The sequence below is a fragment of the Streptomyces sp. NPDC046870 genome (assembly GCF_040704595.1).
GTDB classification, from domain to species: Bacteria; Actinomycetota; Actinomycetes; order Streptomycetales; family Streptomycetaceae; genus Streptomyces; species Streptomyces argyrophylli.
Window position 1 is genome coordinate 19,116 of sequence record NZ_JBEYXM010000028.1, and the last position, 15,296, is coordinate 34,411.

Annotated in this window: 10 protein-coding genes and 6 pseudogenes; 12 read left to right on the plus strand and 4 right to left on the minus strand. The window is 70.8% G+C overall.

All coding sequences use genetic code 11. The features are described 5' to 3' along the window. Positions 1 to 145: 145 nt before the first annotated feature. A pseudogene (locus AB0946_RS35740) lies at positions 146 to 349 on the minus strand (IS5/IS1182 family transposase); the annotation flags it as partial. A gap of 107 nt (positions 350 to 456) precedes the next feature. Between AB0946_RS35740 and AB0946_RS35745 the strand changes: the two are divergent. From AB0946_RS35745 to AB0946_RS35765, 5 genes and pseudogenes are all read left to right on the plus strand, one after another. Continuing rightward, complete coding sequence (locus AB0946_RS35745; RefSeq protein ID WP_366764869.1) at positions 457 to 1,332, plus strand: flavodoxin-dependent (E)-4-hydroxy-3-methylbut-2-enyl-diphosphate synthase; 876 nt, start codon at positions 457 to 459, stop codon at positions 1,330 to 1,332. Continuing rightward, positions 1,220 to 1,537, plus strand: a pseudogene (locus AB0946_RS35750) (4-hydroxy-3-methylbut-2-enyl diphosphate reductase); the annotation flags it as partial. The gene AB0946_RS35745 and the pseudogene AB0946_RS35750, both read left to right, overlap by 113 nt. A gap of 175 nt (positions 1,538 to 1,712) precedes the next feature. Beyond that, positions 1,713 to 1,952 (plus strand): annotated as a pseudogene (locus AB0946_RS35755) (4-hydroxy-3-methylbut-2-enyl diphosphate reductase); the annotation flags it as partial. A 117-nt stretch (positions 1,953 to 2,069) separates the two neighbouring features. Beyond that, on the plus strand, positions 2,070 to 3,308 hold the full coding sequence (locus AB0946_RS35760) for an FAD-dependent oxidoreductase (RefSeq protein ID WP_366764934.1): 1,239 nt from the start codon (positions 2,070 to 2,072) through the stop codon (positions 3,306 to 3,308). 26 nt (positions 3,309 to 3,334) lie between these two features. After that, positions 3,335 to 4,267 carry a hypothetical protein gene (locus AB0946_RS35765; RefSeq protein ID WP_366764870.1) on the plus strand — a complete coding sequence of 311 codons (933 nt, stop codon included), beginning with the start codon at positions 3,335 to 3,337 and terminating at the stop codon, positions 4,265 to 4,267. A gap of 189 nt (positions 4,268 to 4,456) precedes the next feature. Here AB0946_RS35765 and AB0946_RS35770 read toward each other — a convergent pair whose 3' ends face one another. Further along, positions 4,457 to 7,576 carry a S8 family serine peptidase gene (locus tag AB0946_RS35770; protein WP_366764871.1) on the minus strand — a complete coding sequence of 1,040 codons (3,120 nt, stop codon included), beginning with the start codon at positions 7,574 to 7,576 and terminating at the stop codon, positions 4,457 to 4,459. A gap of 691 nt (positions 7,577 to 8,267) precedes the next feature. Further along, a pseudogene (locus tag AB0946_RS35775) lies at positions 8,268 to 8,366 on the minus strand (protease); the annotation flags it as partial. Between the two features lie 431 nt (positions 8,367 to 8,797). On the opposite strand from AB0946_RS35775, the gene AB0946_RS35780 reads away from it, so the two are divergent. The 6 genes and pseudogenes from AB0946_RS35780 to AB0946_RS35805 all read left to right on the plus strand — a co-directional run. Further along, positions 8,798 to 9,100 (plus strand): hypothetical protein, encoded by a 303-nt coding sequence (locus AB0946_RS35780; protein ID WP_366764872.1) that lies wholly within the window; start codon positions 8,798 to 8,800, stop codon positions 9,098 to 9,100. Positions 9,101 to 9,213: 113 nt separating this feature from the next. Beyond that, positions 9,214 to 10,713 carry an aldehyde dehydrogenase family protein gene (locus AB0946_RS35785; RefSeq protein ID WP_366764873.1) on the plus strand — a complete coding sequence of 500 codons (1,500 nt, stop codon included), beginning with the start codon at positions 9,214 to 9,216 and terminating at the stop codon, positions 10,711 to 10,713. Between the two features lie 83 nt (positions 10,714 to 10,796). After that, positions 10,797 to 11,334, plus strand: a pseudogene (locus AB0946_RS35790) (transposase). 42 nt (positions 11,335 to 11,376) lie between these two features. After that, positions 11,377 to 11,862 carry a hypothetical protein gene (locus tag AB0946_RS35795; protein WP_366764874.1) on the plus strand — a complete coding sequence of 162 codons (486 nt, stop codon included), beginning with the start codon at positions 11,377 to 11,379 and terminating at the stop codon, positions 11,860 to 11,862. 10 nt (positions 11,863 to 11,872) lie between these two features. Next, entirely contained in the window at positions 11,873 to 12,547 is a 675-nt protein-coding gene (locus tag AB0946_RS35800) for a TetR family transcriptional regulator (RefSeq protein ID WP_366764875.1), read from the plus strand. A gap of 199 nt (positions 12,548 to 12,746) precedes the next feature. Further along, positions 12,747 to 13,097, plus strand: a pseudogene (locus AB0946_RS35805) (tectonin domain-containing protein); the annotation flags it as partial. A 1,010-nt stretch (positions 13,098 to 14,107) separates the two neighbouring features. Here the strand turns inward: AB0946_RS35805 and AB0946_RS35810 are convergent. Beyond that, the gene (locus AB0946_RS35810; RefSeq protein WP_366764876.1) at positions 14,108 to 14,554 is read right to left on the minus strand and encodes a hypothetical protein; all 447 of its coding nucleotides are present in this window, start codon (positions 14,552 to 14,554) and stop codon (positions 14,108 to 14,110) included. Between the two features lie 329 nt (positions 14,555 to 14,883). Here AB0946_RS35810 and AB0946_RS35815 point away from each other — a divergent pair, with 329 nt between their 5' ends. Next, the gene (locus AB0946_RS35815; protein ID WP_366764877.1) at positions 14,884 to 15,135 is read left to right on the plus strand and encodes a hypothetical protein; all 252 of its coding nucleotides are present in this window, start codon (positions 14,884 to 14,886) and stop codon (positions 15,133 to 15,135) included. The last annotated feature ends 161 nt before the right edge of the window (positions 15,136 to 15,296 follow it).

Consider the following 15,296-nt stretch of genomic DNA (forward strand, 5'->3'; position numbering starts at 1 on the left):
CCCCTTGCAGCCTGTTTTGCCCGGTGCTAGCTTCGGCGCGGTGGGGATAGCCGGGGAATGGCGACCCCGGCCAAGTGGTACCAGATCTCTCGCACATGATTTCCAAGTGGTGGGGGTTCGCTCGTGAGGGCTCTGCATGGATGGCTTATCCGGTGACGGCGAGGTTGTGCTGGCGGGCCACGCCGAGCACAGCCTGATGGACGCCGTCGCCGCGCAGCCGGCAGTCACCCAGGATGTTCCAGCACTTCATCCGTGCCAAGACGTGCTCGATGCGAGCGCGAACCCTGCCTCCGGACCGCTCCCAGGCGCACCAGTCGTTGCGGTTCCCCGGCAGCGGCCGCCCCACCACCTCGGACGGGTTTCCGTGTCGATACCGGCTCCCGCCATCGCCGGGGAAGCCCGCATGCTGCCGCACCGGTACGTCGGCGCGCAACCCACCACAGGGAGGTGACCCCCGTGCCCGACACCGCACTCCGCCGCAAGACCCGCCGGCTGACTGTCGGCTACCTTGGAGCGGGCAGCGAACACCCCGTCCCGGCACAGTCGATGACGACCACCGTCACCACGGACATCGACCGCACGTTCCGGCAGATCGCCGAACCGGCCGACGCAGGCTGCGAGAACGTCCGCACCCTGTGCCCATCGGCCGACCACGCCCAGGCACTGCCGGCGATCGCGAAGAAGTCACGGATCCCGGTGAGCGCGGACATCGACGACCAGCCGAAGCACGTCTTGGTGGCGACCGGGGCCGGCCGCGCCGGCGTGCGCGTCGAGCCCGGCAACATCCACGACATCGGGCACACGATCCGCGTCTCGTCGTCCGCGCCGCCGGTCGAACAGGTGGAGGTCGGCAGCGAGATGCCGCAGTCGCTTGACCTGCGGCCGGGCAAGCTCGAAATGTGTGCGTACCCCTCGCGCGGGCGGACCCAGGTGGACGTGTCCCAGCTCGCCGACGAGGTGGTCCTCGCGCTGCGGGGCAGGCTGGCCGTCGCGGCCGAACAACGCCGTGCCGGTTGCGATGTCGCGTACCGCCAGTCTGCCGGCTCACGCCGAACCCTGTTCGCCGCCGGTTCCCACCAGCATCGTACCGCCGAGGGCGGAGAAGGCGGTCGCCGCCGCGATCGTAGCGTGGTCGTCCGCGCACGCCGACCGGACCGTCCTGCCGGCCGCGCCCCGGTCCGCGTGCGCGGGTGCGGACCCGACGGTCGAGATCGCCGAACTGGCCCACGACCGCCCGGGACCGCTGGTCCACGGACGCAAGCAGATCCTGCACAACAAGCGCATCGCCGCCGAGCTGATCACCCGGGGCGCGGTGTTCGTCGACGAGGTTGACGAAGTGCTCGGAGCGGCAACGGTGTTCTCCGCACACGGAGTGTCCCCGGCCGTGCGCCGGGCGGCCGGACGGCGGCTCGTCACGATCGACGCGACCTGCCAGTCGATCCCCACGGTGCGCTCCGAGGTGCGGCGGCACGTGTGGGTCGGGCGAACCATCGCCCACATCGGTCACGGCGGGCACGAGGAAACCGAGGAGACGCTCGGAGAGGCGCCGGAGTCGATGCACCTGGTCGAGACGCCGGAAGACGCCGACCGCCTCCAGGCCGGCGAACCGTACGAGATCGCGTTCACGCCGGCCGCCGACGGGGTCGGCGAGATCGTCATCGCGCTGCACCGCGGTTCCCCGGCGCAGCAGGCCTCTCCGCGTCGAGGACACCTGCCGGGCGACGCCCCATCGCCGGAACGCCGTCCGCGGCTTCGCCGGCCGGGCCGATCTCGCGCTCGTCGTCGGTTCCCGCACCTCGCCGAACGCCAGCCGGCACGTGGAGGTCGCCACTCGGCCGAGTGCACAGGCCGTGTCCGTCGAGGAGGCGACCGAGCTCACCCCCGGTCTGCTGCGCGGCGCGCCCCGGATCGGTGTCACCGCGGCGGCGTCGACACCGGAACAGCTCGTCGCCGAAGTCCCCGCGGTCCTGGGCGTGTCGGGCCGCATCGAGGTCGAGAAACCGCGGGTGGCGCCCGAAGACATCACGTTCACCCTGCCCGATCTCACTGCGCCCGGAAGGAGCACGACGATGAACGGCACGGCCGATGTGGTGGTGGTCGGCGGCGGGATCGCCGGTTCGGCGCTGGCCGCCGTGCTGGCCCGATCGGGCCACGAGGTCGCGGTCCTCGAACGCCAGACCGTCTACCGGGACAAGGTCCGCGGCGAGGTGATGGCCTGCTGGGGCGTCGCCGAGCTGCAGCGCCTCGGGTTGGAAAGGCCGCTGCTCGCCGCAGGTGGCTGCTACGCCTCTCGTGCGGTGCCGTACGACGAGGTGAACGACCCCACGCAGGCCGAAGCCGGCGCCATGGCGCTGGACCAGCTGCTGCCCGGCGTCCCGGGCACGTTGAACGTCGGCCACCCGGAGGCGTGCGAAGCGCTGGCTCAGGCCGCCGCGACCGCCGGCGCGACGGTGGTCCGGGGCGCCGGCGACGTCCAGGTCGAGCCCGGACCGGCCCCGGCCGTCCGGTACACGCACGACGGCACGACGCGGCGGCTGCGCTGCCGGCTCGTGGTCGGCGCTGACGGGCGGCGGTCGACGGTACGCCGTCAGGGGCGGATCCCGCTGCACGAGACCACTCCGCGCACCATGTGCGGCGGGCTCCTCGTCGACGGCCTGCACGCGTGGCCGGCCGGGCAGCTCGCCGAAGGCACGGAAGGCGACCTGCACTTCTACGTCCTGCCCCGGACGGACGGCCGGGCCCGGCTGTACCTCCTGCACGACATCGCTCAGAAGGGTCGGTTCGCCGGTGCCGGCCGGGACGAGCGTTTCCTCCAGGCCTTCGGCTTCCGGTGCATCCCCGGCAGTGAGATGTTCGGTGCGGCGCAGCCGGTCCGGCAGTGCGCGTTCCACCCGCTGAACGACAGCTGGACCGACGTGCCCTTCGCGCCCGGCGTGGTCCTGATCGGCGATGCCGCGGGCTGGAACGACCCGATCATCGGCCAGGGCCTGGCCATCGCGATGCGGGACGTGCGGTGGGTGAGCGACATCCTGGCCACGAGCGCCGTCTGGTCGCCGGAAGAGTTTCGCCCGTACGGGGAGGAACGCCGTGAGCGCCTGCGCCGGTTGCGCGTGACGGCCCGGGTGAAGACCGACCTGGCCGCCACCTTCACCCCTGCGGGGGCCGCCCGCCGCCGGGCCTACAGCGCTGTCTGGGAGTCCGATCCCGTGCTGGCCGGTCCGCAGCTCGCGCCGCTGCTCGGCCCGGACTCCCTGCCCGCGGAGGCGTTCGCTCCGACCACGATCGACCGAATCCTCGCCCTGACCTGACCACCCCGACGTTCGGGAGGTGTCCGATGGAACACAACTTCTACCGCGGAAGCGCCAGGCGCACCGAAGTCGATGCGCGCCGCCGCGTCCATGCCGTGCTCGCCCTGGACGAGCCGGTGCGTTGGCACCACACGGCGATCGACCTGCGCCACCAGCTCAAGGGGAGCCGCGCGGCGATCTGGTGCCTGCGCATCCTGCGGCGTGCGGGCGTGCGGCCACACGTGCTCGACTTCCTGTCGCCCGTGCTGTTCCACATCGAGGGTCTCGTCTACCGGGGCGACATCGAGTACGAGACGGCGCAGCAGGAAGGCACCCCGGTGGGCCCGGAGTGGCGCACCGGCATCGAAGAGATCCTCCGCGCCTACCGCATCGAGGAACCTGGCATCCTGGCCGCGCTCGCCGAGCTGGAGGACTACTTCCACCTGGAGAGCGACATCCTGGCCGGCCGCACGCCGCTGCGCGCCGAACTGATCGCCGAGACCTGCTATTCCCGGTGCTCGGGCGCCACGCTGCTCCTGCGCATCGGCTGCCGCCTGGCCGGCCTTGATCCGGACGAACGGTTCTTCACCCTCGTCCGACACCTGAGCGCTCACGACGAGATCAGCACCGACCTGCCCAGCTACACCGAAGACCGGGACGAAGGAATGTTCAACGTCTTCCGGCTGGCAACATGGGTGTACGACCCGCCGGAAGCGGGGCACCACCTCAAGCGCCACGGCGACGAGATGCTCCGCGCCCTGCGCCACGATGTCCGGCACACGGATCACGCCACACTGACGTTGTTCGCCGCCGTGATCCCGCCGGTGCTGCCGTTGAACCCCCGGTTCCGTTCGATGACGCCGAAACTGCTGCCCCGGCCGCTTCTCGCGGCGCTGGTGAACCTGCGTATCCACTTCCACAGCATCAGCAAGGCGCCCCGGTTTCCGCAGCCGTTACCGGACCCGCGGCCGGAGCTGTGAAGGTGCGCCCCGGCGTGTGAGGTGGGCTAGGCGAGGACGTGGTCGTCCGGTACGAGACCACCCGCGCGACGGTGCCTCAGGGACGCCGGCTCCGTGGAGCCCCGAACGTGAGCGAGCCGGTGGGGCGGGGGTCGTTTGGCCCCGCCCCACCGGCCACTCGGGGGCCACGGCCCCCGGGGGATTACCGCGTCACTCCCAGGAGTCCTGGTTCGTGGACACCAACTGACCCGGGATCACCTGACCCTTGGTGCTCAGTTCGGTGTACGCCCAGTACTCGACGTCAGGCTTCAGCGGAGCGTTCGGCCGCAGTTTGTACGGCGGTGTCGTGCCGCGCTCCACCGCGGTCGGCAGTTCCAGCGTCGCGGGCAGGTAGTGACCGTTGCGGCTGAGGACGACATGGCCGAGCCGGTAGTCGACGACCGGGCCACGGGCGTCCTGTGCGAAGACGTACGCCGTGTACGTGCCCGCTTCCGGCATGAAGACCCAGGCCCGCTCGGAGCTGCTCCAACTGGCGGCGCTCCGGTAGACCAGCTTGTCGCCCTTGTACAGCCAGAGGTCGAGGTTGGTGTCCGGGTCGTCGGTCGAGGTATCCACGACGATCCCGGCGCTGCCCGCCGGCACCTTGAAGGAGTGCGCCTGCACGCCGAGGGCGTTCCGGTCGAAGACCCCGCCGCTGACCCCGGTCCGCATCGAGTACGACTCCCGCTGCATGGGGGCGTAGCCGGTCGACCGGCCGGAGACCGGGCCGGTGAAGCCCGGCTCGAACATGCCGTAGGTGCCGTCGGCGAGCCGGCCGAACTCTTCCAGGTTGTCGTCGTACTGCCGGGGCGAGATGCCCCACGGGCGCGCGGCGACCGGAATCCTCACCTGGTGGGCGGTGCCACGCCAGGTGATCGCGCCGGTGACGTAGCGGTCCCACGGTGCGCTGCCGCGCCGCAGCGTGATGGTGACCGAGACGGTCTCACCCGGTGCCACCGTCACCGTTGCCGGTGCGACGCTCACCCGCATGCCCTTCAGCCCGCTCGTCGAGGCGTGGTACGTCTCCCGCTTGCCGCCGACGTTGGTCAGCTTGCGGGTCAGCACCACCGGCTTGGTGCCGTCGTAATCGCGCAGCCCGATCGACGGCAGGTTCAGCTCGCGGCCGTCGGGCTGAGCCTCTTCACTGAAGGCGGTCAGACTCCTGGCGTCCGGCTCGATGACCAGTCCCGGATCGGCGGCCCGCTTCAGCGACGGCAGTCCGCTGCCCTGGGCCAGCGGGCTGGTGTCGCCCAGGGTGCCGGCCGTCGTGTGCAACGCCGAGGCGACCGCGCCGGGCGACCAGCCGGGATGCTCGGCCCGCAGGATCGCGGCCTCGCCGGCCACGTGCGGGGTTGCCATCGAGGTACCCGAGTACGCGTCGTACTGCCGGCCGAAGTTTCCCGGCGGGGAGACGGCCGCGATGATGTCGCTGCCGGGGGCGACCAGGTCGGGCTTCATCAGCCCGGGGTGCGTCTTGTCGGGCCCCGTCGAAGAGTAGTCCGCGACGGTCGGCGCGCCTGGGGCACCGGAGCCGTGGCTGCTCGAAGTGAGCCGCGCGGTGCCGTCGGTCGGGTGCCTCATCAGGTAGTTGAAGATCTTGCCGGCCTGGTCCCTGGTGTTCAGATAGAGCACCGGGAAGTCGTAGATGCTGTTGACCCGGAAGTTGCCATTGGGGTCGAAGAGGACCATTGCCGCCGCGTGCTTGGCTTTGAGCTCCTCCACCGCGCCGTAGGGGCTGTCCAGGGCGCAGGCGACCACCTTGCCCTTCACCTTCGCCGGGTCCAGGCTGCCGGGCTCGCAGTAGGCCGAGCCCTCCTCCAGTGTGCCGGCCTGCTCGCCGAAGACCAGCGGCAGGGATCGGCCGCCGGGGAGCACGTCCAGCGAGGCGCCGGTGATCGAGGTGCCGTCGCCGAGCCGGACGGTTCCCTCGTTCACGTGGGTCACCGCGGCGCCGACTGTGGTGACCCACGGCTGGGTGTTGCTGACCGCGCTGCTGAAGCCGGAGTTGCCGGCCGCGGCCGTGACGAAGACTCCGGCCAGCGTGGCGTTGAGGAAGGCCTGGCCGATCGGGGTGTTGGGCTCGCTGTCCCCGAACTGCGTTCCGATCGAGTAGTTGAGCACCTGTACGCCGTCGGCGACCGCAGCGTCGATGCCCGCGATGATGTCGGCGTCGTATCCCGAGCCGCCCCAGAGGACCTTGTAGACGGCGATCTGCGCGTCCGGGGCCACGCCGGAGACAGAACCGAAGTTCCGCCCCGAGATGGTGACGTTGTCGACGGGCAGGCCGGCCGCGGTGGACGCCGTGTGCGTACCGTGCCCGACCATGTCCCGGGGGGAGAGCACCTCACCCTCGGGCAGCGTGCCGCCCGACGCCGCGAGGAAGGTGTCGGCGAAGTACCGGGCGCCGACGATCTTGCCGTTGCAGTGCTCGGCGGCGAAGGTGTAGCCGGTCTGGCAGGTGCCGTGCCAGCCCGCCGGGGCCGTCGGTATCCGCTGGGCGAACGACGGGCTCTCCGGCCAGATCCCGGTGTCCAGGACGCCGATCACGACGCCGGCGCCGGTGCTTCTGCCCGGCTTCCGCGCGGCGGACTGCCGCGCGCTGGTCGCCGGCGAGCCGGTCGCCCGGGCGCCGGTGGCGGACGCCCCGGACCTCGCTGTTCCGGCGGTGCCCGCCGCCGTGCCGGTCGTCGGCTGCTGCGTGGTGTCACCCAGGGACGCCTGGCTGGTACCGACCACCTGGGACTTGGTGACCGAGCGGACCCGCTTGTCCGCCTTCAGCTCGTCGACCTGAGCGGCGGTCAGCGTGGCGGAGAATCCGTTGAAGGCCGTGGTGTACACCTCGTTGACCGTGATGCCGGCTGCCTCGGCCACGGCCGTCCGCTGGGTACCGAGGTGCTTCCGGTACGCCTTCGCCGCACCCGACTGCGGTTCCAGCGGCTCGCCCGGTGCAGGGCGGGTCCGGGCCAGCCCCGAGAGCCGGCCCGTGTACGTCGCCACAGGTTCCTCGGCGAGCTGCACGATGTACGGAGTGCGGCCGGAGGGCTTCTGCTTGTGTTTCGCATCGGACTTGCCGGTCTGGCGCGGTCTGAACCGGCCGGCGCCCCCGGTCAGGTCGACCCGATCTCCGCCGGGTCGCAGTCCAGAGCCGACACCGATTCCCGCCGAGGTGTCCGGCTCGGCGGCTGCCGCCGTCGCCGTACCCCCGGTGGCGACCGTGCCGCCGCCGGCCAGGACGAAGGCCAGCAGGGGTATGACCAGCCTCCGTCGCTGGGTTCGTCTGCTCGTAGCCACGAGACTCCTTCCAGTAGCTCCCTGATGGGAGCGATCCCATGGACGTTGATGCTCTCCCCCGGGAGGTGAGAGGGGAGCGCGATCTACCTAACTTGACGTCAGTTAACGACGTGTTACTGGTTGTTTCAGACGCTTGTGTGGCCACAGTGGCCGCACTTCCGCGGGAAGCGGGGGCCCCGTCGGGGGCGCTCCGGCCCGTTGCGGTCACACGTACCGGACGCCGGATCTCCAGACGGCCGTGGTGGCCGCCGGCCGACGGCCGCCTCGACCTGGTCGGCGGAGGCTCGTGGCGGCGAACGGACGGGCAGCGCCTTCCGCGTGCGCAGGCGCGGCGCCTTGGCGGCGCACTGCTGGTAGTGGGTGAACACAGAGACGCCCTCGACGTCCGCCGGCGGGCGCTGCGCCTCGTAGAACCGGTCCGGGTGCCAGGAAGCGGATCACACTGGATCGGAGTCCGGTCCCCGAACCGTGCAACCGACGTCAACGCCCGTGCCGCGTGGTTCTTCAGGGGGCGATCCCGGGTTGCCGAGCGGTGGCCGTTACGCGTTCCGCCGGGCGGACGTGCCGGTTGCCACCGTGGGGCCGGCGCCGGAGAAGTCCAGGTTCCAGCGCTGGAGATGACCCGGAGCCGGGGGGTGCTGTCGGTCACGCGCAGCTTCCAGGTGCCAACCCTGGTGACCGCCGAGGCGTCGACCGTGTAGGTCTCGTGGAGTTCGGGCGTGAGCACCCAGGGTCCCCAGGGCTTGACGTGGATGGCGCTGCCGTCGGGGGCGATCAGGTCGATCACCATGGCGTTGCTGAACCCGTGGTCGAGGTCGACCGTGACTTTGAGGTCGGCTCGTGTGGGGCGAGCCGTACGGCAAGACGTCGAACACTATGCACGGCGGCGTCGCCGACACGGCCCCGGCCGCGGCCACTACCGCAGGCTCCTGGCCGCGGCCCGGCGGTTGCTGGTGCCGCTGCCCGGCCGCGCCGCGCGGGTCCGCGCGCCGGCCTGAGGGAGCCGGGCGAAGGCGAGCGCGGGAACTGGCCGGCCGGGCGGACCCGCGCGCCACCGCGTTCTTCTTCCGCCATGGCCCGGCCGCCACCACCTGGCTCCCGCTCCTTCACACGAGCACACCCTGCACCTGCTCGCGGCCGACGAGACAGCCGGCGTGTGGCCGGCCGCCCCGTTCCTCGTGGCTGGTCGGAGACGCCGTCCAGTTCGCCGCCGTCGGCCCGTTGGTGCTGGGCCCGCCGCTGCGCCTGGCCGACGCCGGCGCCCTTGCCCCCGCCGAGACCCGGCGGCGGCCCCCGCACGTCACCGCCCGGCTCCCCACCGGGATGCCGGCCGAGGAGGCGAGCCCGGACCGCCGGCTCGCGGCCAGATGGGCGGGCACCCTCGCGGCGCCCGCACGCGACGGTGACCGGCTCCTGGTCGTCGAGGCCCTGCTGAAGGACACCGTCGACCTCGGGCACGCGGGCTGCCTGGCCTACCGCGCCGCGTGCCGGCGCACGCCGGCATCTGGGTGGGCAGCGCGGTGAAGACCTTCTCTGGGGCGTCGTCGGTCGCCGGCCCTCCATATAAGAGAACGGCGTTCTCTTGATAATGGAACGTCGTTCTCTTAGGCTGGATGTGCCGACCCGAGGAGGAAGTCATGCTCACCCCATTCGCCGAGGTCACCGACCCGGCGGGCCTGCCCGTCGACGACCCTGAGCGCATCAGCGCTGTCTTCGCCGCTCAGCGTGCCGCCTACTCACCGGCCGACCCTCCCAGTGCCGAGGAGCGCATCGACCGCATCGAGCGCCTGGAGCGCCTCCTGCAGCACCACTACCGGGAGCTGACCGCGACGCTGGAGGCGGACTTCGGCTACCGCAGCCCGGACCAGATCCTCGCCGCGGACATGTACCCGGGGATGGCTCACGCGGCCCACGTGCGCCGCCACCTGCGTCGGTGGATGCGGCCGCGGCGCAGGTCCAGCGGTGCGCTCGGCCTGGTCGGTGTCCGCACCCGGGAGTACGTCGAGCCGCTGGGTGTGGTGGGCATCATGTCGCCGTTCAACGCCCCCGTCAGCCTCGCCGTCGATCCCGCCATCGACGCCCTGGCCGCCGGGAACCGGGTCGTCATGAAGCCCAGCGAACTGACACCGCGCACCGCGGCCTTGTTCCGGCAGCTGGTCCGGGATGCCTTCGACGAGCGCGAGCTCGCCGTGGTCACCGGTGGCGTCGAGGCGTCGGCGCACTTCGCGGCCCTGCCGTGGGACAAGTTCCTGTTCACCGGCGGTACGGCCACGGGCAGGCGCATCCTGGAGGCGGCCGCGCCCAACCTCACCCCGGTCATCCTCGAACTGGGCGGGAAATGCCCCGCGATCGTCCTTCCCGACGCCGACATCCGCGCCATGGCCGGTCAGATCGTCCAGGGCCGGCTCGGCAACTCCGGGCAGATCTGCCTGTCGGTGGACTACGCGCTCGTGCCCGACGACCGCCTGGAGGACTTCCTCGACGCGGCGCTCGACGCCGCCGTCCGCGTGTTCCCCACGGTCCAGGGCAACCGCGACTACTCGGCCATGATCAACGTGCCGGCGTACGACCGGATCCTCGCCCTCGTCGACGACGCCCGTGCCTCGGGGGCCCGCGTCCTGCAACCGGCCGCCCACGCCGCCGAGGAGCCCAGCCCCGAGCGCCGCCAGCTCCCCCTGACCATCGTCGTGAACCCCAGGCCGGGCTCCCGGGTCGACCAGGAGGAGGTCTTCGGCCCGATCCTGTCCGTCTACACGTACCGCTCCGTCGACGAGGCCGTCGAGCTGGTCAACTCCAAGCCGAAGGCGCTCGCTCTCTACGTCCTGGGCTGGAACCGGCGGTCCATCGAACGCATCGTCACCTCCACGTCCACCGGCGGCGTCACCGTCAACGCTGCGGCGCTGCACGCCATGTCGGGCAGCATCGGGTTCGGGGGAGTCGGCCCGAGCGGGATGGGCCGCTACAAGGGCGGCCGCGTCGGCTTCGACGCCTTCTCCAACACCAAGGCCGTCGTCCGTGCCAGCCGGCTCCTGCTGCGCGTGGCGGGTGACAACGCCGCCCCGCCGTTCCGCTCGGACCGCGCGCGCAACAACCTCCTGCGCATGGCCCGCCTGCCTCGTCCTGCCGAAGGGGCGTGAGCGGTGGGAGGTCTAGAGCGTGTCTCTTTGGTCGGTGGGTCAGTTGATCGGATGTGTCCGTCCGATGAGTGATCGCTGATGCGATGTGGGACCGGGTCGAGCCGCTGATGCCAGGCGATCCGGTCCGCGGTCGGCGGTGGGCCAATCACCGTCGAACCCACGAAAGTCCACCTCGCCAGCGACAGCCGTGCACGGCCGCTGTCCCCCCGCGTCACCAGAGGCCGGGCGGGTGACGCGCCGGCCTTCGAGGCCGTCATGGCAGGCATCCGTGTTCCGCGTAGTGGTCCCGGAAGACCGAGGACTCGGCCGGAGGCCGTCCTGGCAGACCGCGCGTATTCGTCCCGCGCGATCCGAAAGCATCTCCGCCGCCGCGGGATCCGAGCTGTCATCCCCCAGCCCTCCGACCAGGTCGGTCACCGTCTGCGCCGAGGGCGCGCCGGTGGCCACCCGCCCGGATTCGACGCCGAGGCATACAAGCAGCGCAACACGGTCGCGCGATGCATCAACCGGCTCAAGCAGTGGCGAGGCCTGGCCATGCGAACCGACAAGCTCGCCATCGTCTGCCAGGCAGCACTCCACCTCGCCGCCCTCCTCATATGGGCCCGGGAACGGGTCGCGTAATGGGAGAGGCACACCCTCAGCCCAGCGTGACAGCATGCGGCAATGGCTTTCCGACACCCCGACGGCGACTACACGATCACCGCGATGTACTCCGTGCCCGATGAAGCCTGGTACTTGGAACTGGACCTTGTGGCCGGGCAACGGAACCTCGTGACCGCAATCGTCCCCGACGAGGATCCGGCCCGGGAGCCGACGGTGTGCTTCAACCCGCATGAGCCACACGTGGAAGTTCCCTACGAGGTCATGCGCTGGTTCATGCACCAGGTCGACGAAGAGATCCGCACCTCCCGTGCCTGGATGCGGCTGAGGCCCGAACTCGTTGAGATCATTTACCAACTCCGTCAGGAGCACATGGGCGCCGTAGACGATGACACCTTCCCTCATGTCCTGGCGGAGGTGCGTGCCACGGTCCCCGCGGCAGACCTCCCCGCTGTTCTAGAGGCCGCCTTCGGGCGGAATCCTGACGGCACCACCATGGACCACCCGCAAGCGCCCCGGCCGGCAGACAGTCAAGGAGACAGGGCCTAGGCTTCGCTCCATGAGCAGTACCGCCAGATTCCAGCGGGCGCGCCGGCCCGAGCAGGTCGCGGCGCGGCGGGAAGCCATCCTCGACGCCGCTCGTGACCTGCTCGCGGACGGCCGATCGGCGGACGTCAGCCTCGGCGACATCGGCTCACGCACCGGTCTGGCCAAGTCCGCGCTCCTGCGGTACTTCGGAACCAGGGAAGCGATCTTCCTGGAGATCCTCGACCGTGAGTGGAGGCAGTGGCTCGACATACTCGACGCGTCCCCTCTGCCCCTATGCGGCGGACCGTGGGCCACCGAGCGCGCTCTCGCGGCCGCCGTCGCCGACACCTTGGCGCAGCGCCCGGTCCTGTGCGACCTGATCAGCGTCATGGCCGGCGTTCTCGAGCGCAACATCGACATGGCCTTCGCCCGCGACTTCAAGCAGCGTGCCGCCGCCAACACCGACCGGCTCGCGGATCTCACCGTTGCGACGCTCCCGGCACTGTCAGCCGCCGCGGCGCAGCAGTTCGCGGGAGCCGCTTTCATCATCACCGCCGGCCTGTGGCCCTACGCCCGGCCCACCGACGTCGTTGCGGCGGTGAGCGCACAGATGGGCCTTCCCGACCCCGAGGAGGCATTCCGAGCCAACCTCCGCGCCGGTCTGGTGGCCCAGCTCATCGGCCTGTCCGCACAGGCCGGCGCCTGACGCGGCACGGTTCGGGCGCCCAGGCGGTTGATGTCCGGGCCGAACACGACGCGGTCGTCCACCCAGTGGCGCGTGACGGCGAGCATGGCGCGGCCGAGGTGCCCGGTGGTCGTGGTGTGCTTCGGGGCGATGCGGTGCAGCAGGCGATACAGCCAGGCGGTGAGCCGGTAACGGCGCCGGCGGCACCAATCCGTGGGTCAGGATCGACGGCTCTGCCATCGACATCGGCGCGGGGGCTGACGGCACGGTGTGGCATGTCAACGGCGCCAACCAGGTGTACCGGTACATCGGGGACCAGAGCGGTTCGGCTCCGTGGCTGAGTGTCTCCGGCAGTCTCAAGCGCATCGCGGTGGGTTCCCGGACGAACGTGTGGGGCGTGGACCCGGCCGGCAGCATCTACCGCTACACCAACAACGACGCCGGCGGCACCAATCCGTGGGTCAGGATCGACGGTGAGGCCGTCGACATCGCCGCCGGAGCCGACGGCACCGTGTGGCACGTCAACAGCGCCAACGAGATCTACCGGTACACCGGAGACCAGCCGAGCTGACCGCCGGTGGTGACGCGGGCCCGACGGGACGGGCGAGGGCAGAGTCCGCAGATGCCGGGCGCCCCACCCCGCTCCGACGTTCCGGATCGCGGAAATTGTCAAGGATATGCCCACTAACGGATGGTCGTCCGTTCCGTCCGGGCGTGTCGGTGGCGATTGCCACAAGCATGTGACACAGCCGGAATCGGTCGGCACCTGTGCCCAACAGCGCCTTTCCGGCTGGACGTTCAGGGTGAAAGGACTCAGCGCATGGCGAACGAGCTGCACTACGGGGACCGGATCCACCTGCTCAACCTCTACCAGGGGGACGGGGGCTACCTCGACGTCAACGGCGGGGCGGGCACCGCGGGAGGGCAGTACGGGGTGTCCACCGCCACGGTCGCCAACCGTGACGGGCCAGTGGCACCTGGGAGATCGTCTCCGGGGCCTGCGCGGCCCCGGGCACGGCGGTCAAGAGCGGCGACATCATCTACCTGCGCAACCTCTACGGCGGCAACGGCGGCTACCTCGACGTCAGCGGCGGCGCCGGCGGCGCCCAGCAGCAGGCCGGCGGCATCTACGACGTCACCACCGCCTACGGCAAGGACCGCGACGGCAACAGCAGTCGCTGGCAGATCTTCGACACCACCTCGTCTCCCGGCGACGGCCTGGTCCGCTTCAACGACACCGTCCAGCTGTGGAACACCTACGCCAACCGCGGCGGCTTCCTGGAAACCAACGGAGGCAGCAGTGCGTCCGGCGCCCGCTACGACGTCGACACCAACGCCTACTCCAACCGCTCCAACTCCAACGTCACCTTCTGGAAGATCCTGCCCGCCACCTGACCCCTCTGTCGCACGCACCGTGCCCCGTGCCCGGTGACCCGCCCGCGGTCGTGTTCGTGCGGGCGACGAGGTCCCCAGGTACGTGTCCGTGGTCCCTCGCGCCGTCGATGTGGCGACGCGGAGGACCACGGGCGAGCCGCCGGCGCAGGCTGTGAGTGTCCTGTGTCGGCGGCTCGCGTTGCGGGGTCAGGTGGGGCTCACCCAGTGTGCCGCGACGGTCGTGCGTCCGTGGTCGTTGCTGATGAGGTTGGCGGAGCTGCCGCTGCCCCCTGCGATGGTGTACGCGTGGAGCGTCACGCGGTCCCCGGCGTCGAAGCGCTCCAGGACCGTCTGACCCCAGGTGCTCTGCAAGCCCACGCTCGAACCCTGGATGCCGGCCAGTGCCTCACTGCCGCGCAGGAGCGTGCCGTTCTTGAACAGTGATGTGGTGACCCACAGGGCCCCCGACCCGGGGTAGATCGACGCGCGGGCGTTGTAGGAGATCTGCCACACGCCGGGAAAGGGGATCTCGAGTTCCGGGACATCGGGGATCTGCTGGTCGACGCTGGTGAGGGGGCGGTCGAAGCTGAGCGGGTCGATCTGGACCCATTGCGGTCCTCCCCGCTGGGAGACCGCGGTGTTCGGAGAAGTCATGTCTGTCACGTTGCGCATGACAGTGGCATGTTAAGCAGCATTAAGGCTTGTTTGTCGGGATATCGCTGTCTGCGTGGCTGGAAGGCCGCGGAGAAACGTCACTACATTCGGCGCCGCTCCGAGCGCTACAGGCGTCCCGCCGAGAGCTTCGGGCCGCGGGACATACCCCGCAGCGAACCCGGCGCCGCCGCGCGCCGCGAGGCCCGACGGCCCGGACCGGCGGGTACGGCAGCAGGGCCCGAGGATGAGACTCCCTCTGCGACTGTCGTGAGCCCTCCTCGCAGGGGTTCGCCTTCGGGCTCATCAACCCTCGTAAGGGGGCGCCCAGCATGAACATCACCACCGCCACCGGCACGTCCGCACGCATCACACCGCGCGGGGACATAGATCACGACACCCTGCCCTCGCTACGCGCCGCCGACGCGCTGCCGGCTCACGTGACCGACTTGACGGGGAACCTGCAGCACACGCCCTTCATGGACGTCGCCGGCCTCCACCTGCTCTTCGGCTCCGCCGCCCCCGACGGACCGAACCGCCGGACAACCGTGACGGGCCGGCGCCGGCGGTTGCGAGTGACCTGACAGCCGACGGTCACGCGACCGGATCGCTGAGGAACCCACGGGCGCTCGCGCCAACGAATTCGGTCCAGGACGAGTCGGGTTGGGACATCAGCCCGACGGGCTGAGCGGTGGCTCCCTGTTCGCCTCACGGCTTCCGTGCGTGGAACGGTCACAGTGACCCT

Coding starts and splice junctions, on each gene's coding strand:
- AB0946_RS35760 (WP_366764934.1), top strand. CDS start 2,070: ATGAACGGCACGGCCGATGTGGTGGTGGTCGGCGGCGGGATCGCCGGT.
- AB0946_RS35765 (WP_366764870.1), top strand. CDS start 3,335: ATGGAACACAACTTCTACCGCGGAAGCGCCAGGCGCACCGAAGTCGAT.
- AB0946_RS35785 (WP_366764873.1), top strand. CDS start 9,214: ATGCTCACCCCATTCGCCGAGGTCACCGACCCGGCGGGCCTGCCCGTC.
- AB0946_RS35795 (WP_366764874.1), top strand. CDS start 11,377: ATGGCTTTCCGACACCCCGACGGCGACTACACGATCACCGCGATGTAC.
- AB0946_RS35800 (WP_366764875.1), top strand. CDS start 11,873: ATGAGCAGTACCGCCAGATTCCAGCGGGCGCGCCGGCCCGAGCAGGTC.
- AB0946_RS35810 (WP_366764876.1), bottom strand. CDS start 14,554: ATGACTTCTCCGAACACCGCGGTCTCCCAGCGGGGAGGACCGCAATGG.
- AB0946_RS35815 (WP_366764877.1), top strand. CDS start 14,884: ATGAACATCACCACCGCCACCGGCACGTCCGCACGCATCACACCGCGC.